This is a genomic window from Paraburkholderia sp. J76 (assembly GCF_905220295.1).
In the GTDB taxonomy this organism is placed as follows: domain Bacteria; phylum Pseudomonadota; class Gammaproteobacteria; order Burkholderiales; family Burkholderiaceae; genus Paraburkholderia.
On record NZ_CAJMZJ010000004.1, the window covers coordinates 394,680 to 413,022 of the forward strand.

Annotated in this window: 17 protein-coding genes; 10 read left to right on the forward strand and 7 right to left on the reverse strand. The window is 64.2% G+C overall.

The genetic code is table 11. The features are described from left to right. Positions 1-5 precede the first annotated feature (5 nt). Positions 6-1,274 carry an MFS transporter gene (locus U5768_RS10925; RefSeq protein WP_322030396.1) on the reverse strand — a complete coding sequence of 423 codons (1,269 nt, stop codon included), beginning with the start codon at positions 1,272-1,274 and terminating at the stop codon, positions 6-8. Between the two features lie 393 nt (positions 1,275-1,667). On the opposite strand from U5768_RS10925, the gene U5768_RS10930 reads away from it, so the two are divergent. Both U5768_RS10930 and U5768_RS10935 read left to right on the forward strand, forming a co-directional pair. Further along, complete coding sequence (locus U5768_RS10930) at positions 1,668-2,837, forward strand: porin (RefSeq protein ID WP_322030397.1); 1,170 nt, start codon at positions 1,668-1,670, stop codon at positions 2,835-2,837. Positions 2,838-2,919: 82 nt separating this feature from the next. Then, positions 2,920-3,678 carry a class I SAM-dependent methyltransferase gene (locus tag U5768_RS10935; protein WP_322030398.1) on the forward strand — a complete coding sequence of 253 codons (759 nt, stop codon included), beginning with the start codon at positions 2,920-2,922 and terminating at the stop codon, positions 3,676-3,678. Positions 3,679-3,711: 33 nt separating this feature from the next. On the opposite strand, the gene U5768_RS10940 is transcribed toward U5768_RS10935, so the two are convergent. Continuing rightward, positions 3,712-4,857 carry an alanine--glyoxylate aminotransferase family protein gene (locus U5768_RS10940; RefSeq protein ID WP_322030482.1) on the reverse strand — a complete coding sequence of 382 codons (1,146 nt, stop codon included), beginning with the start codon at positions 4,855-4,857 and terminating at the stop codon, positions 3,712-3,714. Between the two features lie 368 nt (positions 4,858-5,225). Between U5768_RS10940 and U5768_RS10945 the strand changes: the two genes are divergently transcribed. After that, positions 5,226-5,621 (forward strand): PaaI family thioesterase, encoded by a 396-nt coding sequence (locus tag U5768_RS10945; RefSeq protein ID WP_322030399.1) that lies wholly within the window; start codon positions 5,226-5,228, stop codon positions 5,619-5,621. A gap of 98 nt (positions 5,622-5,719) precedes the next feature. Here the strand turns inward: U5768_RS10945 and U5768_RS10950 are convergent, their stop codons facing one another. The 3 genes from U5768_RS10950 to U5768_RS10960 all read right to left on the reverse strand — a co-directional run bounded on the left by U5768_RS10950 (position 5,720) and on the right by U5768_RS10960 (position 8,470). Continuing rightward, positions 5,720-6,514 (reverse strand): ABC transporter ATP-binding protein, encoded by a 795-nt coding sequence (locus U5768_RS10950; RefSeq protein ID WP_322030400.1) that lies wholly within the window; start codon positions 6,512-6,514, stop codon positions 5,720-5,722. A 1-nt stretch (position 6,515) separates the two neighbouring features. Beyond that, positions 6,516-7,412: an ABC transporter permease gene (locus U5768_RS10955; protein ID WP_322030401.1), complete on the reverse strand. Its 897-nt coding sequence runs from the start codon at positions 7,410-7,412 to the stop codon at positions 6,516-6,518. 68 nt (positions 7,413-7,480) lie between these two features. Beyond that, on the reverse strand, positions 7,481-8,470 hold the full coding sequence (locus U5768_RS10960) for an ABC transporter substrate-binding protein (protein ID WP_322030402.1): 990 nt from the start codon (positions 8,468-8,470) through the stop codon (positions 7,481-7,483). Between the two features lie 1,007 nt (positions 8,471-9,477). On the opposite strand from U5768_RS10960, the gene U5768_RS10965 reads away from it, so the two are divergent. The 6 genes from U5768_RS10965 (at position 9,478) to U5768_RS10990 (ending at position 15,271) form a co-directional block, all read left to right on the forward strand. Beyond that, a complete protein-coding gene (locus U5768_RS10965) occupies positions 9,478-10,605 on the forward strand; it encodes a branched-chain amino acid ABC transporter substrate-binding protein (protein ID WP_322030403.1) in 1,128 nt (375 codons plus the stop codon). Between the two features lie 148 nt (positions 10,606-10,753). Next, positions 10,754-11,680 (forward strand): high-affinity branched-chain amino acid ABC transporter permease LivH, encoded by a 927-nt coding sequence (livH, locus tag U5768_RS10970; protein ID WP_158760308.1) that lies wholly within the window; start codon positions 10,754-10,756, stop codon positions 11,678-11,680. A 7-nt stretch (positions 11,681-11,687) separates the two neighbouring features. Further along, positions 11,688-12,968: a high-affinity branched-chain amino acid ABC transporter permease LivM gene (locus tag U5768_RS10975; RefSeq protein WP_322030404.1), complete on the forward strand. Its 1,281-nt coding sequence runs from the start codon at positions 11,688-11,690 to the stop codon at positions 12,966-12,968. Continuing rightward, positions 12,965-13,735: a high-affinity branched-chain amino acid ABC transporter ATP-binding protein LivG gene (livG, locus tag U5768_RS10980; RefSeq protein ID WP_322030405.1), complete on the forward strand. Its 771-nt coding sequence runs from the start codon at positions 12,965-12,967 to the stop codon at positions 13,733-13,735. Before U5768_RS10975 ends, livG begins: the two co-directional genes overlap by 4 nt. Continuing rightward, the gene (locus U5768_RS10985) at positions 13,735-14,436 is read left to right on the forward strand and encodes an ABC transporter ATP-binding protein (protein ID WP_322030406.1); all 702 of its coding nucleotides are present in this window, start codon (positions 13,735-13,737) and stop codon (positions 14,434-14,436) included. The genes livG and U5768_RS10985 overlap by 1 nt, the downstream gene beginning before the upstream one ends. A 232-nt stretch (positions 14,437-14,668) precedes the next feature. Beyond that, entirely contained in the window at positions 14,669-15,271 is a 603-nt protein-coding gene (locus U5768_RS10990; protein WP_322030407.1) for a DUF4337 domain-containing protein, read from the forward strand. A gap of 25 nt (positions 15,272-15,296) precedes the next feature. On the opposite strand, the gene U5768_RS10995 is transcribed toward U5768_RS10990, so the two are convergent. Next, positions 15,297-15,782, reverse strand: coding sequence for a hypothetical protein (locus U5768_RS10995; protein ID WP_322030408.1), 486 nt, complete (start codon positions 15,780-15,782; stop codon positions 15,297-15,299). A gap of 135 nt (positions 15,783-15,917) precedes the next feature. Beyond that, positions 15,918-16,349, reverse strand: coding sequence for a DUF2501 domain-containing protein (locus U5768_RS11000; protein ID WP_322030483.1), 432 nt, complete (start codon positions 16,347-16,349; stop codon positions 15,918-15,920). Between the two features lie 731 nt (positions 16,350-17,080). On the opposite strand from U5768_RS11000, the gene U5768_RS11005 reads away from it, so the two are divergent. Next, a complete protein-coding gene (locus U5768_RS11005; RefSeq protein ID WP_322030409.1) occupies positions 17,081-18,313 on the forward strand; it encodes a transposase in 1,233 nt (410 codons plus the stop codon). The last annotated feature ends 30 nt before the right edge of the window (positions 18,314-18,343 follow it).

Sequence of the window (18,343 nt, forward strand, 5' to 3'; positions counted from 1 at the left end):
CGCGGTCATGCGCGCGCCAGCCTGTAGTTGCTGCGGGACTGCCCGCGGATGAGCCACACGAGCAGCGCGGCGCCGATCAGGTCGAATACGCCGAGGCTCGCGAACAGCGGGCCGTAGCCCACCTTGTCGGCGAGCGCGCCGACCACGAGCGAGAAGCTCAAGCCGCCAATCCATGCGGCCATGCCCGCGAAGCCGCTTGCCGTGCCGACTTCGCGCGGATCGAACACGTCGGCGGCGAGCGTGTTGACGAGCGCCGAGATCATCTGGTGGGCGAAGCCGCCGACGCAAAAGAGCGCGATGGCCATATACGGCGAGGCGACGAGGCCGATGCACGCAGGCCCGATCATCATGAACGCGCCGAGCACGACGCCCGCCACGCGCGACCACAGCAGCGGCAAACGGAAATGGCGCATCAGGAAGGGTGAGAGGTAGCCGCCCAGAATGCCGCCCAGGTCCGCGGCGACGAACGGCAGCCATGCGAACGCGGCGATCTGCTTGAGGTCCATATGGCGTTCCGTGGCCAGATAGAGCGGGATCCAGAAACTGAAAGTCTGCCAGGCCGGCTCCGCGAAGAAACGCGGCAGTGCGATCGCCCAGAATCGCCGCGAGGTCACGACCTCGCGCGTGCTCGCCTTGCCTTGCGCCTGTGGCCGGTGTTGTCCGTCCATGATGAACGCGCGCTCTCCTTCGCTGATGCGCGGATGAGCGCTGGGCGCGCGGTAGAGCGCGTACCACGCGGCGGCCCAGATGAACCCGACCGCGCCAGTCACGACAAAGGCCGTTTGCCAGCCAAAGCGCAGCGAAAAGAAAATGACGACGGGCGGCGCAAGTACGGCGCCGAGCGACGTGCCCGCGTTGAAGTAGCCGACCGCCACGGACTTTTGCCGGTCGGGAAACCATTCCGCAACGGCTTTCATGCCCGATGGAATGGCGGCGGCTTCGAACAGGCCGAGCAGGCCGCGCATGGCGCCAAGCGTTACCCAGCCCGTGGCGAAGCCGTGCATGACGCCCGCGGCGGACCACAATGCGGCGAACAGCGTGAAGCCGATGCGCAGCCCGAGCAGGTCGACGATGATGCCGCACACCGGCTGCATGATCGTGTAGCCAATCTGGAACGCGGCGACGATATACGAATATTGCTGCGTGCTGAAATTCAGCACGTGCCGCAGTTCGGGCGCGAGCACCGCCAACGAATTGCGTGCGAGGTAGTTCAGGATGGTGCCCGCGCAAACGAGGGCAATGATCCACCAGCGCAGGCCTCTGACTGTTCTCAAGTTTTGTCTCCTCCCGGTTCCGGGCGCCGTGCTGCGTTGCGCTCCGAAATCAGTTCACTGTACTAATTAATAGGGTTTCCTCAGGCGACCGATGCAGAGTGCTTATCTTAAGTTATACGATGACGCACATCTAAGGATGGGACGATGCTAAATTTGCGCCCGATGAGTGTCAAGATGCGCGGCCCAGGTGGGTGACGTCATCGCGCGCCCTGGTCGCTTTATGTTCCTTAAATTTGAGGGAAATCACATTTCCGTTAAGGAGGACTCGTCTGACGAGGAAGGGGCGCTTGACGCCGTGTATGTGGCTTCGCCTTTTCATGATATCGGTTGTCGGATGACATTAGGGGGCCTGCGACCCGTTGGTCGATTTATCCAATAACATAAGGAGACCTGATGAAAAAGCACGCCACGCTGCGCGCCTTCCTGCTTGCGGCTGCCATCTGCGAGGTGACGCCCGTTCAGGCGCAATCGAACGTGACGCTATACGGCGTTGTCGACGACGCGATCAGCTATGCCGACAACCAGAACGGCCGCGCGAACGTCTCCCTGCGGCAAGGCAACCTCTACGCCTCCAAGTTCGGACTTCGCGGCAACGAAGCGCTGGGCGGCGGCACCCGCGCTATCTTCGATCTTCAGGCGGGCTTCGACGCGAACACGGGCGCCGCGTCGTCGGCGGGGCTGCTTTTCAACCGTCAGGCCTACGTGGGGCTTGCCAACGACACCTATGGCACCTTGACCATGGGACGCCAGTACACGCCCTATATGCTCTTCGTCGGGCCGCTCGCCTCCAGCAACTGGCTCACGGGCGCGACCGGCGCTCACCCCGGCGACTTTGACGGCCTCGACACGACGGTGCGCATCAACAATGCGCTCACGTATACGTCGCCGGTCTTCAAGGGCGTGAGCGCGAGCTTGCTGTATGGATTCAGCGGCATAGCCGGCAGCCCCGGCGCGGGGCAAAGCCTCAGCGCCGCGCTGCGCTATACGTCGGGCCCGCTGAGTCTCGCGGCCGGTTATCTACGCCTGAATAACACGGGCCGCACGCCGAATTTCGATCCGAACGCATCGGGCTCGTTTGCCGTTTCGGCGGTGAATCGCGGCTATGCGTCGGCGCGCGCGGTGCAGAACATCGCCGCCGCTGGCAACTACGCGCTGGGCGATTTCACGTTCGGCCTGAACTACACCAACGTGCAGTATCTGGCGGGAGGCACCGCGGCGTTCGCGAATACCGCCGTGTTCAACACCTATGGCGCGCTGGCGGCATGGCGCGCGACCCCGGCGTTCGACTTCGCGGGCGCGTTCTCGTACACCATGGCCGCGAAGGCGAACGGCATCGCGAACGCCGCGCGCTACCAGCAATACTCGCTGCGCGAGTCGTGGCATCTTTCGAAGCGCACTACGCTCTATGCGTTGCAGGCGTATCAGCGCGCAAACGGTCAGACGCTCGGCGCCACGGGCGCTATCGCAGGCGCAGTGGCGACCGTGGGCGACTCCCAGAACGCGACGCCTTCTTCGACGAATGCGCAATTCGTCGGCATGGCGGGCATTTCGGTGCTGTTCTAGTCCGGCCGGGCAGGTCCCGCCGGTGGTCCGCCCGAGCGAAACGGTGGACAATAGCGCACCCAATCGCCACAAAACCGCTCTCATGTCCACCGACGACAAGATCCCCGCCGCAACGCCCAGCGAACTTCCCGGCCGCGCGAGCTACACGCAGTTCGCGGACCGCTACGCCGAGCAGGCTCCCGTCAAGCCGCACAACGCGCTCTACGAACGGCCCGCCACGCGCTCGCTGCTTGGCGCGGTGGCGGGCCTCGACGTGCTCGATGCGGGCTGCGGGCCCGGCATCGTGAGCGCGGAACTGGCGGGCGAGGGCGCGCGCGTACAAGCCTTCGACGTCACGCCGGCAATGGTCGAACTGGCCAGGACGCGTTGCGCGGGTCTCGCGGTCGAGATCGCGCAGGGCGACCTCGCGCAGCCGCTCGAATGGCTCGCGGGCGCATCGGTCGACCGCATCGTGTGCTCGCTCGCGCTCGACTATGTCGAGCACCTCGCGCCGACGTTTCGCGAATTTCACAGCGTGGCGCGCCCTGGCGCGCTGCTGGTGTTTTCCATGGCGCATCCCATGCGCGACTGGATCGACACGCGCACGCGCGGTTCGCGCACCTACTTCGAGACCACGCGGTTCGGCCTGCATTGGGGCGGCTTCGGCGAGCCGAAGCCGTGGGTGGAAGCGTTCCGGCGCCCGCTTGCCGATATTTTCAACGCGCTCATCGAAACGGGTTGGGCCCTCGAGCGCGTACTCGAGCCCGTGCCGCAGCCGGAAATGAAGGCGGTGTCGCCGGCGCTGCACGCGGAACTGGCGCAGGCCCCGGCGTTCATCTGCGTGCGCGCGCGGCGCGTGTGAGTTTTTCGGGCGGCCGCCCGGCGCTGAAATCGCTTAGCGCCGCGCTTCGCGCGAGCCCGCGGAGAGCGACTCTTCGAGCGCGGCAACCCCGGCGGGCAGATCGACCTTCACGCCGAGATCGCTCATCGTGCGGCCCAGCGCGTGCACGGTACGAAAGAGATTGTGCTCGCGGCACTGCTCGCCCATCTGCCCGATGCGAACGATCGGGAGACCGAACGATCCGGCAATCTCCACCTGGTATTGCTGCGAGATGTGATTGCAGACCTCGCGCGCGCTCACGCCATCGGGCAACTCGATGCCGACAACGGAATTCAGGCGGCACGTTTGCGGCGTATAAAGCGCAAGGCCCAGCGCGCTCACGCCGTTTTGCAGCGCGAGCGAGCAGCGCAGGTGGCGCGCAAAGCGCTTTTCGAGCGTTTCGGTGCAGACGAGGCGCAGCGCCTCGTGCAGCGCGAGTACGCCGGAAACCGGGGCGGTGTAGTGGTAGCCCGCGTTGTGCCAGAAGTTTTCGGCGAGCATGGCGTCGAGGCACCAGTGCGTGTTCGGCGCGGTGCGCGTGCGCACGCGCTCCCATGCGGCGTCCGAGAAGGCAATCAGCGAGACGCCGGGAATTGACGAAAGTCCTTTTTGGCCGCCCGTAATCACGACGTCGATGCCCCACGCGTCCATTTCCAGCGGCATGGTGCTCAGCGTGCACACGGCGTCCACCACCACGAGCGCGCCCGCAGCCTTGGCAAGCTGCACGATTTCCTTGAGTTCGCGATTCCAGACCGTGTTCGACGTCTCGCCGTGCACGATCGTGACGACAGCCGGGCGCGTGCGTTCGATAGCCTGCGCCACGGCTTCGAGCGAGGCGATTTCGCCGTTGGCGACGTCGAGCGTCGTGACTTCGGCGCCCACGCGGCCCGCCATTTCGGCCATGCGCTGGCTGAAGAAGCCGTTGACGATGGAGAGCACGCGCGTGCCTGGCCACGCGAGGTTCGAGATCGCCATTTCCATGGCCGCCGAGCCCGGGCCGGCCACGCCGAGCACCCAGTTCGAGTGCGTCTGGAACACGTAGCGCGCCATCGTCTTCACCTGGTGAATGACGCGCGCCATGGTGTCGCCGAGGTGATTGATGACGACGGTGTTGGCCTTGGCCACCGCGTCGGGAATCGGCACGGGGCCCGCGCCCATCATGAGGAGCGGCTCCTCGGGCAGGATGCGGTCGAGCGTATCGACCGTCGGGCAAGGCACGGGCGCGGCCCCGGCCGCTGCTGCCGCCGCCGCAGTGCGCGAAGGGGTCGGCGGAGCGGAGTGGAGCGCGTTGTCGTTCATCTTGGGTACCTTGATTGACCGGGAAAGAGGGGCGTGAAGGGTGCGATTGCGGCGCCCTCATGCATTGTTCACGCAGTGTTGTGCGGCGCGGTAGCGCTGGCCATGTACAGTTGCGCGGAATTTTGCTGAACAGTCGCCTCGCCGGCGCCGCGTGGTGTTGCGGCGCTGCGGCATCGCGACCGCCACCCTATAATCGATCGCATCGCCCGATAATGCAAGGAAGATAGCGTATGTCGCAATTTGCCGTGGACAATCCGTTTCTCGAAACGCTCGGCGTGAGCGTCGCGCAGTGGCGCGAGGGTTACGCCGAGCTTGTCATGCCCATCGACGCTTCGAAGCTCAATCGCCAGGGCGTGCTGCAAGGCGGCGCAATCGCCACGCTGCTCGATGCCGCAGCCGGGTACGCCGGGCTCTTCGCGCCGGTTGGCGACCCGGCGCGCCACGGCTTCACGCTCTCGCTCACCACCAATTACCTCGACAAGGGGCTGGGCCAGTTCGTGCGTGCGAAGGGGTTTCTGGAGCGCGGCGGCCGCTCGATTTTCTTTGCGCGCGCGGAAGCCTGGGTGGATGACCGCCTGCTGATTGCAAGCGCCCAGGGCACGTTCAAGTATTCAAAAACGGCCTGATGCCAGCGTTGCCGTTTTGAATCGGAATCCGAAGTAATTTCGTAAAAAAACGCAAGCCCGCCGCCTCGCGGGAGGCGGCGGGCTCTTCTGACGCGTCTTTAGCCCAGCAGCAGCGCGTCGTCGTCGAGCTTCTCGTGGCGGTTCTGCTCGAACATGCGCAGCAGATCCGGCACGTCGAGGCCGCGGCGCGCATTGCCCGAAACGTCGAGCACGACCTGGCCCTGGTGCAGCATCACCGTGCGCTGGCCGTAATCGAGCGCCTGGCGCATGCTGTGCGTGACCATCATGGTCGTGAGCTTCGCCTCTTCCACGATACGCGCCGTCAACTCCAGCACGAACGCCGCCGTTTTCGGATCGAGCGCCGCCGTGTGCTCGTCGAGCAGCAGGATGCGCGAGGGCTGCAGCGACGCCATCAGCAGGCTGACCGCCTGGCGCTGGCCGCCCGAAAGCAGCCCGATGCGATCGGTCAGACGATTTTCGAGGCCCAGATTCAGGAGGCGCAGCTTCGCGCGAAATAGTTCGCGGTCCTGCCTTTTCAGCGCGGGACCGAAGCCGCGGCGCTTGCCGCGCGCCATCGCGAGCGCCATGTTTTCCTCGATGGTGAGCGCCTCGCAGGTGCCGGCCATCGGGTCCTGAAACACGCGGGCGACGAGATGCGCGCGGTCCCATGCCTGTTTCTTCGTGACGTCCTCGCCGTCGATGGTGATCGTGCCGCTATCCACCCGCTGGTCGCCGCTGATCGCGTTGAGGAAGGTGGACTTGCCCGCGCCGTTCGAGCCGATCACGGCCACGAACTGGCCGCTCGGGATGTCGAGCGTGAGGCCGCGCAGCGCGCGCGTTTCGATCGGCGTGCCGGGGTTGAAAGTCAGTTTGAGGTCTTTGGCGCTGAGCATCTCATGCCCTCCCGTTCTTGCGGCCAAACAGCTTTTTGCGCGTGGCGGGCAGCACGAGCGCGATGGTCACCAGTACGGCGGTGACGAGATTCAGGTCCTGCGCCTTGAGGCCGATGAAGTCGCTGTTGAGCGCGAGCGCAATGAAGAACCGGTAAAGAATCGCGCCGAGCACGGCGGCGAGCGTCGTGAACACGAGCCGGCGCGCGGGCAGGATGCTTTCGCCGATGATCACGGCCGCAAGCCCGATCACGATGGTGCCGATGCCCATCGAAATGTCCGAGCCGCCCTGCGTCTGCGCGAACAGGGCGCCGGCCAACGCGACGAGCGCGTTGGAGAGCGCCATGCCGGCCAGCGTCGCGCGGCCCGTGGCGATGCCCTGCGCGCGAGCCATACGCGGGTTCGCGCCCGTGGCGCGCAGCGCGAGGCCGTATTGCGACGAGAAGAACCAGTCCAGACCGAACTTCGCGGCCAGCACGACGACGAAAAGCGCGAGCGGGCGCAGCACGTAGTCGGGCAGCCACGCGGGCTGGATGATCGTGAAGACCGTGGCTTCGGAAATGAGCGGCACGTTCGGCGCGCCCATCACGCGCAGGTTGATCGAATAGAGCGCGATCATCATGAGGATGCTCGCGAGCAGATCCATGATTTTGAGGCGCACGTTGAGCCAGCCGGTAATGAAGCCGGCGATTGCGCCCGCAACGATCGCACATGCGGTGGCGAGAAACGGGTCGTGACCCGCCGCGATGAGCGTGGCGGCCACTGCGCCGCCCAGCGGAAAGCTGCCGTCGACGGTAAGGTCGGGGAAGTTGAGGATGCGAAACGAGATCAGCACCCCGAGGGCCACGAGGCTGAAGATCAAACCGATCTCGAGCGCACCCAGAAGCGAGTAGAGGGACATGAAAGGAATCCTGTTGCGGTGCGCGGCGGCGCGCCGGAATCGGCGCGCGTGCAACTTGCTTGACTGGCTTACTTCACGACCGTGGTCGCGTCCTTGAGCAGGTCGGCCGAGAGCGTCACGCCTTGCTTTTGCGCGGCGGCCGGATTCACGAACAGTTGCAGCCTGCTGCTGGTTTCCGAAGCGATCGCGCCCGGCTTTTCGCCCTTGAGAATACGCACGACGACCTTGCCCGTTTGATGGCCGAGGTCGCTGTAGTCGATGCCGAGCGCCGCGATGGCGCCGCGCTTCACGCTGTCCGTATCCGCCGCGACGAGCGGGATCTTCGCGTCGTTGGCGACTTTCACGAGTGCTTCGTACGCCGAAACGACATTGTTGTCGGTGTTCGTGTAGATCACGTCGACCTTGCCGATCAGGCTCTTCGCCGCCGGGCCGATGTCCACGGTGCGCGGCGCGGCGGCTTCCTTGAGCGTCATGCCATGCTGCGAGAGCAGTTCCTTGAGCGCCTTCAAGACCACGACCGAATTCGCCTCGCCCGGGTTGTAGACCATGCCGACGGTTTTCGCGTTGGGCACGACGCGCTTGATGAGCGCGACTTGCTTGTCGAGCGGCAGCTTGTCGGAAACGCCGGTCACGTTCGTGCCGCTCGGCGTCCACGTCTTGACGAGTTGCGCGGCCACCGGGTCGGTCACGCCCGAATACACCACGGGCACGGACTTCGTTGCGGCCACAACGGCCTGCGCCGAGGGCGTGGCGATCGCCACGATCGCGCCAGGGTTGTCGCCCACGAACTTGCGCGCGATCTGCGCGGCGGTGCCCGTGTTGCCCTGCGCGCTCTGGTATTCCCACTTGAGATTCTTGCCGGGCTCGTAGCCCGCGGCCTTGAGTTCGTCGCGCACGCCGTCGCGGATCGCGTCGAGCGCGGGATGCTCGACGATCGACAGCACTTCCACGGTCGCGGTTTCGGCGGCGCATGCAGCGCCCGAGGTCAGCGCGAGCGCGGCGGCGCTGGCGATCAGGGAAAGGGTAGCGGCGACGGCTGTCTGCTTGATGTTTTTCATTCTGTTCGATCTCCCCCGAGTGCCGGGTTTTTGCGGTTTTTTCGGATCTGCACGGTGCGGCATCGCCGGCTTCACGCGTGGCGCGAGAGCACGCGGCATGCGCTTAAGTGGTGCATGCGGGCCCGGCGAGGGAGCGAGGATACCACCGACTCTTGCGGGGCTGGAACGCGCTGGCGATCAGTGAGGCGGCCGCGCGACGGTGTCGCGGAGATTAATTCGAGATTGCACGATCCGATTATGAGAAAACTCCTGCCTTTCGTGAAAGTTTTCCCGTTTTTGGAGTGGAAAGCGGATGATGGGGCGCGCGGTAGGTTTATACGGGAAATGAGGGCGGCGTAGTAATTCGGTTTTAAGGCTAACGTAATTTTTATCCTTGCAAATCATGGATTTGGCGTAATTTGCATTTAGGGTATTCCCGGTATCTCAATAAAGAGCCGGAAAATTTATTGACGACTTTCTAGTCGATTTTGAATTTTCTCATTTACGATTATCCAGCCCCCGGATTCTCTTAAAACTAAAGCGATGGTCGGCAACGCTTAAAATCAAAAAATCTACTTTTCCCCATGCCCGCATCCGATGGCCTATCCAGCCCGCGTAGCAGCCCTCCGGCCGTCCAAAAGCTCAGTTTCCCAAGCATTTTCAAGCGCTTTACGGCGCTCCCCTAAATTGACTAATGTCAAAACTCAAGTCGATATCCGAAAAAACCCTTAGTTGCCGTGAAAATGGATTATTGATAGCATCCGCGGGTCGCTGATTCAGGCCGGTCCACCTTTCCGGTACGAATTGCAGCGAACGGGGCAGGCGGATCGCTTGCGCAACAGAGTCTGTAACTCAGCAGTCTCTCCGAACTCAGCCGCCTACCAGGGCGCTGATACACGCCGGGCCCCGTCACGTCTTATTTCTGGTGCTCGTCGTGGTTGTTCCCCATTGAAGGTCATGGGGCGCTGTTCGTTTGCGCAGGTCATTCCGACTGACCGGTTGACCCGAAAACAATCGAGGAGCTCCTGATGACGCCGCTGTTCTCTCTTAACCGTCTTACCTCCGTTTCTCTCGCCGCCGCGCTGCTCGCTTTTGGTGCATCCGCAAACGCCGACACCGTGAAGATCGCCATTGCCGGCCCGTTCAGCGGCCCCGTTGCCCAGTACGGCGACATGGTCAAGGCGGGCGCGCTGACTGCCATCGAGCAGATCAACGCCGCCGGCGGCGCGAACGGCAACAAGCTCGAAGCCGTGCTGATGGACGACTCGTGCGAGCCGAAGCAGGCTGTCGCCGTCGCCAACAAGATCGTTTCGCAGCACATCCAGTACGTGGTCGGCCACGTCTGCTCGGGCTCGACGATTCCCGCTTCGGACATCTACGAGAACGAAGGCGTGGTGATGGTCACGCCCTCGGCCACCGCGCCGCAACTGACCGAAGGCAAGAAGCGCCAGTTCATCTTCCGCACCATCGGCCGCGACGACCAGCAAGGTCCGGCAGCCGCCGCCTACATCATCAACAAGGTCAAGCCGAAGAAGGTCGCGATCCTGCACGACAAGCAGTCGTACGGTCAGGGCATCGCCACGTCGGTCAAGGCCGCGCTCGACAAGGCGCACATTCCCGTCGTGGTGTTCGAAGGCATCAACGCCGGTGATTCGGACTACTCGGCAGTCGTCACGAAGCTCAAGTCGCAGGGCGTGGACTTTGTCTACTTCGGCGGCTATCACCCGGAAATGGGCTTGCTCATGCGCCAGTCGCGTGAACAGGGCGTGAAGGCCACGTTCATGGGTCCGGAAGGCGTGGGCAACAAGGACGTGACGGCGATTGCCGGCCCGGCTTCGGAAGGCATGCTCGTCACGCTGCCCGCCGACTTCGCCTCGGACCCTGCCAACGCGAAGCTCGTGAAGGCTTTCGCCGACGCGAAGCGCGACGCCAATGGTCCGTTCCAGATGCCGTCGTACGCCGCAGTCGAAGTGATCGCCGACGGCATTGCCGGCGCGAAGAGCACGGACCCGACCAAGGTCGCGGCCTACCTGCACAAGAATGGGTTCAACACGCCGATCGGCAAGGTCGAATACGACGCGCAGGGCGACCTGAAGTCGTTCCGCTTCGTCGTCTACACGTGGCACAAGGACGCCACCAAGACCGCCGCGAACTGATCCCGGCGCTGCACGCCGCAAACGCCCCGCCTTGACTCGCGGCGGGGCGCTTTTATAGCGGTTGTGCGCGCAACGAAAGCTCACAGGTCAGTTTCAAAGGTCCCTCCTCAAAGGTCTCTCATCGGCTTCACGGCCGCGGGGCTTACGCATGAATGATTTTCTTCCTCAGTTCACCCAGCAGCTCGTCAACGGGCTCACGCTGGGTGCGATCTATGCGCTGATCGCCATCGGCTACACGATGGTCTACGGCATCATCGGCATGATCAACTTCGCTCACGGCGAGATCTACATGATCGGCGCCTATGTGGGCCTCGTCACGCTCACGGCCATCGGCACCTCGGCGGGTTATCCGCTGCCGCTCGTGCTGGGCGCGGCGCTCATCGTCTCGGTGCTCGTCACCGGGCTCTACGGTTTCGCGGTCGAGCGCGTGGCGTATCGGCCGCTGCGCGGCGGCCCGCGCCTCGTGCCGCTCATTTCCGCCATCGGCATGTCGATCTTTCTGCAGAACTACGTGCAGATCGGGCAGGGCGCGCGCGACGTGTCCGTGCCGATGCTCATTTCCGGCGCGCTCGACTTCAACATGGGCGGCAACTTCGAAGTGACGATTCCGTACGCGCGCATGCTGATCGTGGGCGTGACGCTCGTGCTGATGATCGCGCTCACGCTGTTCATCTCGCGCTCGCGCATGGGCCGCGCGTGCCGCGCCTGCGCCGAAGACATGAAGATGGCCAACCTGCTCGGCATCGACACGAACCGCGTGATCTCGTTCACGTTCGTGCTCGGCGCGATGCTCGCGGCCGTGGGCGGCGTGCTCATCGGGCTCACGATCGGCAAGCTCAATCCGTACATCGGCTTTATTGCGGGCATCAAGGCGTTTACGGCCGCGGTGCTGGGCGGTATCGGCAGCATTCCTGGCGCGATGCTCGGCGGCGTGCTGCTCGGCCTCGCCGAAACCTTCGCCTCGGGCTACATGCCCGCGGAGTACAAGGACGTCGTGGCCTTCGGCCTGCTCGTGCTCGTGCTGCTCTTCCGTCCCACCGGCCTGCTCGGCAAGCCGGACGTCGAAAAGGTGTGAGGTCGAAATGAGTCAGACTGTTTCGGTTCGTATGGCTTCAAAAGGTGGCCAAGGCCAGTCCTCGTCGCAAACGGTGAAGGGTGCGTTTGCCGCCGCCGTGGCGACCATCATCCTCACCGCGCCCATTCTCGGGCTGCAACTCACGCTGGACGGCTATCAGGTCGTGCTGCAGCAGCACTGGCGCCCGGTGTGGATCGCGGCCGCCGTGGTGTTCGTGTTCCAGCTCGTCAAGCCGATATTTGCGCGCGCAACGAGTAACGTGCGTTTGCCCAAGGCGCCCGCGCTCGGCGCGCGCCAGCAGCGCGTGGCGATCTGGGTGCTGCTCGCGTTCGGCGCGGTGTTTCCGTTCATGGGTTCGCGCGGCTCGATCGACGTCGCGACGCTCGCGCTCATCTACGTGATTCTCGGCCTCGGCCTGAATATCGTGGTCGGCTTCGCGGGTCTGCTCGACCTCGGTTACGTGGGCTTCTACGCGGTGGGCGGCTACACGTATGCGCTGCTCAACCAGTACTTCGGCTTCACGTTCTGGGAATGCCTGCCGCTTGCGGCGCTCGCTGCCGCGACGTTCGGTTTCGTGCTCGGCTTTCCGGTGCTGCGACTGCGCGGCGACTATCTCGCCATCGTCACGCTCGGCTTCGGCGAGATCATCCGTCTGCTGCTCAACAACCTCACGAGCATCACGGGCGGCCCGGACGGCATCTCCAGCATTCCCAAGCCCACCGTGTTCGGCTTCGAAATAGCCCGTCACGCGAGCGTGGAAGGCGCGAAGACGTTCAACGACCTGATCGGCATCGAGTACAACGGCGAGCACATGGTGATCTTCCTGTACCTGCTCGCGCTCGTGCTCGTGGCGTTCACGCTGTTCGTCACGAGCCGCCTGTTGCGCATGCCGATGGGCCGCGCCTGGGAAGCGCTGCGCGAAGACGAGATCGCATGCCGCTCGCTCGGTTTGAATCCCACGCGCATCAAGCTCTCGGCGTTCACGCTGGGCGCGTCGTTCGCGGGTCTCGCGGGCGCGTTTTTCGCGGCGCGCCAGGGGCTCGTCACGCCCGAATCGTTTACGTTCATCGAGTCGGCGCTGATTCTCGCCGTGGTCGTGCTCGGCGGCATGGGTTCGCAACTGGGCGTAGTGCTCGCCGCAATCCTGCTCACGGCGCTGCCCGAAGTGGCGCGCGGCTTTGCCGAGTACCGCATGCTGATCTTCGGTCTGGTGATGGTGCTGATGATGATGTGGCGTCCGCAGGGCCTCCTGCCCGCGAGCCGCCCGCACGTGGAGTTGCCGCAATGAGCGCACAGGCGTTGTTGAAAGTAGCGGGCTTGCAGATGCGCTTTGGCGGTCTGCTGGCCGTGGACGGCATCGACTTCGACGTGCGTCCGAACGAGGTGTTCGCGATCATCGGGCCGAACGGCGCGGGCAAAACGACGGTGTTCAACTGCGTGGGCGGCTTCTACAAGCCGACCGCCGGCGACATCGTGCTGGAAGGCCACGCCATTACCGGCCAGCCGAGCCACCAGGTCGCGCGTCGCGGCCTCGTGCGCACGTTCCAGAATATTCGTCTGTTCAAGCAGTTGACGGTGCTGGAAAACCTCATGGTCGCGCAGCACCTGAAGGTGAACCGCAACGTGCTGAGCGGCCTGTTCGCGACGCCTGCGTATCGCCGCGCCGAGCGTGCCGCGCTTGAGCGCGCCGCGTACTGGCTCGAACGCGTGGGCCTCAAGCAGGTGGCCAATCGCGAGGCGGGCACGCTCTCATACGGCCATCAACGCCGGCTCGAAATCGCGCGCTGCATGATCACGGACCCACGTCTGTTGATGCTCGACGAACCTGCCGCCGGTTTGAACCCGCAGGAGAAGGTCGAATTGCAGCAGATGGTGGATGGCCTACGCAACGAGTTCAGAATCTCCGTACTCCTGATCGAACACGACATGAGCCTCGTGATGGGCGTGTCGGACCGCATTCTGGTGATGGAGCACGGCAAGCCGATCATGATCGGCAAACCCGGCGAAGTGCGCAACGACCCGCGCGTGATCAAAGCCTATCTCGGAGAGGACTGATGCTGAAGCTGGAAAAGGTCCATACCCATTACGGCGCGGTGGAAGCGCTGGCGGGCGTGTCGATCGAAGTGAACAAGGGCGAGATCGTCACGCTGATCGGCAGCAACGGCGCCGGCAAGACCACGCTCATGATGACCGTGTGCGGCACGCCGCGCGCTTCCGCCGGGAAGGTGACGTTCGAAGGCGAGGACATCACGCGCATGCCCACGCACGACATCATGCGCAAGGGCATGGCGATTTCGCCGGAAGGCCGTCGCGTGTTCCCGAGCCTCACCGTGCTGGAAAACCTGCAGATGGGCGGCTTCTTCGCCTCGCAGCACGAGATCGATGCGGGCGTCGAGCACGTGTTCAAGCTGTTTCCGCGTTTGAACCAGCGTGCGAAGCAGCGCGCGGGCACGATGTCGGGCGGCGAGCAGCAGATGCTCGCCATCGGCCGCGCGCTCATGAGCAAGCCGCGTTTGCTGCTGCTCGACGAGCCCACGCTCGGTCTCGCGCCGCTCGTGATCGCGCAGATCTTCGACATCATCCGCACGATTCGCGAGGAAGGCGTGACGGTGTTCCTCGTCGAGCAGAACGCGAACAAGGCGCTGCACGTGGCCGATCGCGGCTATGTGCTGGAAACCGGGCGCGTGGTGCTCGCCGACAGCGCCGACAACCTGCTCGCCAACGACAATATCAAGCGCGCCTATCTGGGCGGTTGACCGGCGCAAGTCCGCTCTGCGGCCCGCGCAATTCGCGTTCATTGGACGTGGGTTTGCGCGGGCCGCTTCGTTTCTGAATGAACGGCTAGCAATAAACCTACGATTCGCTTTCGTCTGAACCCGTTTGCGAGCTTCGTTACATCCGATGCATTTCGGCTACTGGACAAGCGCGCCGCGCTCACGATAATTGAGCGTCTCAAATGAAAGTCAGATAAAAGCGGAGAGTCTTTGGATGTCTGAAGAGTACGAAGTGCATGGGCCGCACGACCACGCGGTGGAACACGCCGCGGCGGCCCATGGCGCTCATGGCGAGAGCGATGCGCTTCCGGGCCGCATGGCGGTGATGACGGCGATCCTCGCTTCCATCGGCGCCATTTTTGCGTACCAGAGCGGCAACAGCGAGAACCTGGCGCTCTATTACAAGAACGAGGCGGCGATTCGCAAGACCGAGGCGGCGAATCAATGGGCGTATTATCAGGCGAAAGGCGAGAAGCAGAATCTCGCGGAACTGGGCGCGCAACTCTCCGCGCTCGCGGCGAATTCCGACGCGGCGCAGAAGCGCTTTACCGCGGACGCCGACCGCTATCGCCAGCAAAAAGAGCCGATCCGCGCCAAGGCGGAGGCGCTCGAAAAAGCCGTCGAGCAGGACGACGCGCTGAGCGAGCAGGTGCTGCACGGCCATCATCGCTGGGCGCAGGCTACGACGCTCATCCAGATTTCGATCGCGCTCACGGCGATCACGCTGCTTACGCGGCGCCGCTGGCTCCTCAATACGTCGGTGGGTGTGGCTATCGCGGGCGTGAGCCTGGGCGCGGTGGCGTTCTTCGGCGGATGAACGCGGGCCAGTTCTACCCGCCGTTCTACCCGCCGCACACGATGGCCGTGAGCACCATCGGCACGACCGATTGCACGGTGGCGTCGCTGTTGGCTTCGCGCACGCGCGAGCGCACCTTCTCCGCGGGCGCGGATACGACGACGCCATAAAGCGGCGACGCGATCTCCTTGCCCGCGCCGCGCTTGAAAAGCGTGTCGTCGCGGTCGTAGCCGAGCACCACGTAAATGGGAAAGCCGAATGCGCTCAGGCGGGCGCCGTGCACGGGCTTGAACGCGTTGACCGAATTCGCTTCGACGCGGCTCGGCTCGGGGTTGATGGATTTATCGTCGATGAGCGCCGAAATGAACGTATGGGGATCGGACTTGCAGTCGAACTGCTGGTCGCGCGCGCTGGATTGCGCGTGCGCGGGCATCGGCCCCGACAGGGCGGCAAAAACCGCGAGGCCGCTAAGCGCGGCCCGCAACGTAGTGGCCGGGAACGCGAATATCACGGGAGTATGGCGCTTGGTCATAGCTACGAGCGGCAATGCCGGGAGAGGATCGGTCGACGCGATTCGACACCCAGACTGATTCGTGTTCAAAGCTTACGGCACATAAATTGCGCACCGGCGTGCGCCTGCGCACGTCCGCATGCGGGTTCATCGCCGTTACAGCATCGATTTTGCCTGAGTCAGAATCTTGTCGCAGACCTGCTTCGTGGCTTCCTCCTTGAGGCCGCCGCCTGTAAGGTCGAGCTTCTGTCCATTGCCGGCCGTGAGGATGCCGCTCGAACCCTGCGTATAGCCGCTATCCGTGGTGTTCGCGCCGCCGGGCAGTTTGCCGAGCAGCGAGTCTTTCACGTTGCTCGCGGCGTCGGCGTTCAGGTAATTGTTCTTGATGCAGTATTGCAGCAAGCCGGTGACGTTGCCGAGACTGTTCGAGGTGAGCGAGGGCGCGGAAAGCGAACTGCCAAGGCCGCCCAGATTCCCGAGCGCGCCCTGTGCCGAACCGCTGTTGCTGCCGCCCTGGTTGAGCAGGTTGCCGAGCTGCGCCTGCGTGGCGCCCCACGGCGCGAGCAGCGCAAGGGTCAAGGTGGCCATCAGCGCCTTGGCGACGCGCGACTTAGCGACGCCCGGCGTAGCGACGCCCGGCGTGGCGACACCCGGCGTGGCGACGCCCGAAACAGAGGTTTGCATACACGAATCTCCGTGGTGGTTCAAGTGCGCTCTTACTATAGACGGATTCGTTTGCGCGGCTTCGCTGCGTGACGCCGCGCGGGCGTTTGGTCGGCGGTGGGCAAGCGGGCGAAGCGCGAATGCGGCGTTCGCCGTGAACGTTTCGTGTTTCATTGGACGATTTCATCCGCATGTCATTTGTTGCGGGCACAACGATAACGTTGCAGGAGCGTGGTTTGGTAGTGGTATGCATGCGCTCGGAATCGTGTAGAACGCACGTGACTCGCCGGCGACGCAATGAATGAACGTGTTACAACTGTATCGACGCTGTAAAACACCACGTTTACAGGGCTTTTTTAGCAGTATTCCCGCCGTTTCAAGGTGGAGATTGTTTCTAACCGTAACACTTATTACGGCCCTCCTCATCGGCTGGTTTCAGGTGGTATGCTTCCTGCACAAATTCTCCCCTGCACGAGTGAGACCCCGTGTATTGCGTCAATACAGTGAAAGAACGCACTGCCAGAGTGCGCGTCGCGACGCAAATGAACACGTCATATAAGCATATGGTGCAACCGAGCTAGCCAACGCGGACAAGAAGATCCGCACAAGCCAATGCTCCGTCACTGCAGCCCCGGTCCGGCTGCGTGGAGAACAGCATGAATTTCGAAGAACTGAGCGACGACGAGTGGATGCAGGTGTCCTCGCTCGTGTCGGATGAACCTCCTATCAGACTTAACCGGCGCGGCCGCCCCCGCGCCGAGCCGCGTGTCGTGGCTAATGCCGTCCTCTGGATTCTTACCACCGGTGAGTCGTGGTCGCGCCTGCCCGCGCGTTATCCGTCCGGGCCGACTTGCCGTCGCCGTTTCGAGGAATGGCACGGCAGCGGCACGCTGGTCGAACTCGTCGAGCTGCTTTCGCAGCGCGGGCGCAAATTCGTTTATGTGCCCCAGCCTCCGCAGGCCGATGCGCAACCCGTTGCGGTCGCAGTCGAGGAAGTCGCCGAGGACGATGGCCAGCCGGCCGTGTTCTGGAAGAGCCCCGAAGCCTGGCAGGCGCCCACCGCGCTCGCCGACGCGCCGCTTGCCGATCCCATGGAAAGCATGATGCGTCAGCTCGCCGGCGGCGAACCGGTATTGCCCGCTTCGATCGAAGCGCCGCGCGTGTCGACCGCATCCACCGTTGCGAGCGCCACGCGTTCGCAAACCGAATCGCCGTTCGCGCCGTTTTCGCCTGCCCGCGTGAGCAAGCCGGTTGCGACTCGCGCGATGCCGCGCGACCCCTCGCATCGCAGCGCGCATCCGGCGGGCGGCGTGGTGCAGGTCGCGGAATGGCGCGGCTATACGATGAGCCTGACCGTGCAGCCCGTGCGCAACCGCATGTTTCGCGGCGCGGTGGAAATTCTCAAGGATGGCAGGCGCATCGAGCGCTCGGGCCTGATCGGGCCGCCGTTCCAGGATCGCGAATCCGCACGGAATTTCGCCTTCGACTGGGCGCGCGAATGGCTCGATCGCGAAGGCTCGGACGAGTCCGCTTCCGCATCCACTTCGTGGCCGGGTTCGCATACCGCCAAGCTTGCCGCCGCGCAAAGCGGTGCGAAGGCGGCGTTGCCGCACGCATCCGTCCAGAGCGCAGCCGTGACGCGCGGCGATCCGTCGAATGCCGCCGCCGCACGCGCGTTGCCGCCGGCCGTGCCGGGCAGCGTGCGTCTCGCGCCGCTGCACGCGCCGGGGCAGCCGTCCGTGCAGCCGCCGGTTCAACGCTATACCGCCGCGGGCGCGCTGCTTCCGGGCAGCGAGGCTTCCTGCGAGGCCGCTGCGGCGCCTTCCGGCAGCGCCGAACGCCGCACGGCCGCCACTACCGGCACGCGCTACCGCATGCTCTCGCGCTGATCTTTCAAGGTTGCGCGCGCGGTGCGCGCA

Coding starts and splice junctions, on each gene's coding strand:
- U5768_RS10930 (WP_322030397.1), top strand. CDS start 1,668: ATGAAAAAGCACGCCACGCTGCGCGCCTTCCTGCTTGCGGCTGCCATC.
- U5768_RS10935 (WP_322030398.1), top strand. CDS start 2,920: ATGTCCACCGACGACAAGATCCCCGCCGCAACGCCCAGCGAACTTCCC.
- U5768_RS10940 (WP_322030482.1), bottom strand. CDS start 4,857: ATGATGGGCGCGGGCCCCGTGCCGATTCCCGACGCGGTGGCCAAGGCC.
- U5768_RS10945 (WP_322030399.1), top strand. CDS start 5,226: ATGTCGCAATTTGCCGTGGACAATCCGTTTCTCGAAACGCTCGGCGTG.
- U5768_RS10950 (WP_322030400.1), bottom strand. CDS start 6,514: ATGCTCAGCGCCAAAGACCTCAAACTGACTTTCAACCCCGGCACGCCG.
- U5768_RS10955 (WP_322030401.1), bottom strand. CDS start 7,412: ATGTCCCTCTACTCGCTTCTGGGTGCGCTCGAGATCGGTTTGATCTTC.
- U5768_RS10960 (WP_322030402.1), bottom strand. CDS start 8,470: ATGAAAAACATCAAGCAGACAGCCGTCGCCGCTACCCTTTCCCTGATC.
- U5768_RS10965 (WP_322030403.1), top strand. CDS start 9,478: ATGACGCCGCTGTTCTCTCTTAACCGTCTTACCTCCGTTTCTCTCGCC.
- livH (WP_158760308.1), top strand. CDS start 10,754: ATGAATGATTTTCTTCCTCAGTTCACCCAGCAGCTCGTCAACGGGCTC.
- U5768_RS10975 (WP_322030404.1), top strand. CDS start 11,688: ATGAGTCAGACTGTTTCGGTTCGTATGGCTTCAAAAGGTGGCCAAGGC.
- livG (WP_322030405.1), top strand. CDS start 12,965: ATGAGCGCACAGGCGTTGTTGAAAGTAGCGGGCTTGCAGATGCGCTTT.
- U5768_RS10985 (WP_322030406.1), top strand. CDS start 13,735: ATGCTGAAGCTGGAAAAGGTCCATACCCATTACGGCGCGGTGGAAGCG.
- U5768_RS10990 (WP_322030407.1), top strand. CDS start 14,669: ATGTCTGAAGAGTACGAAGTGCATGGGCCGCACGACCACGCGGTGGAA.
- U5768_RS10995 (WP_322030408.1), bottom strand. CDS start 15,782: ATGACCAAGCGCCATACTCCCGTGATATTCGCGTTCCCGGCCACTACG.
- U5768_RS11000 (WP_322030483.1), bottom strand. CDS start 16,349: ATGGCCACCTTGACCCTTGCGCTGCTCGCGCCGTGGGGCGCCACGCAG.
- U5768_RS11005 (WP_322030409.1), top strand. CDS start 17,081: ATGAATTTCGAAGAACTGAGCGACGACGAGTGGATGCAGGTGTCCTCG.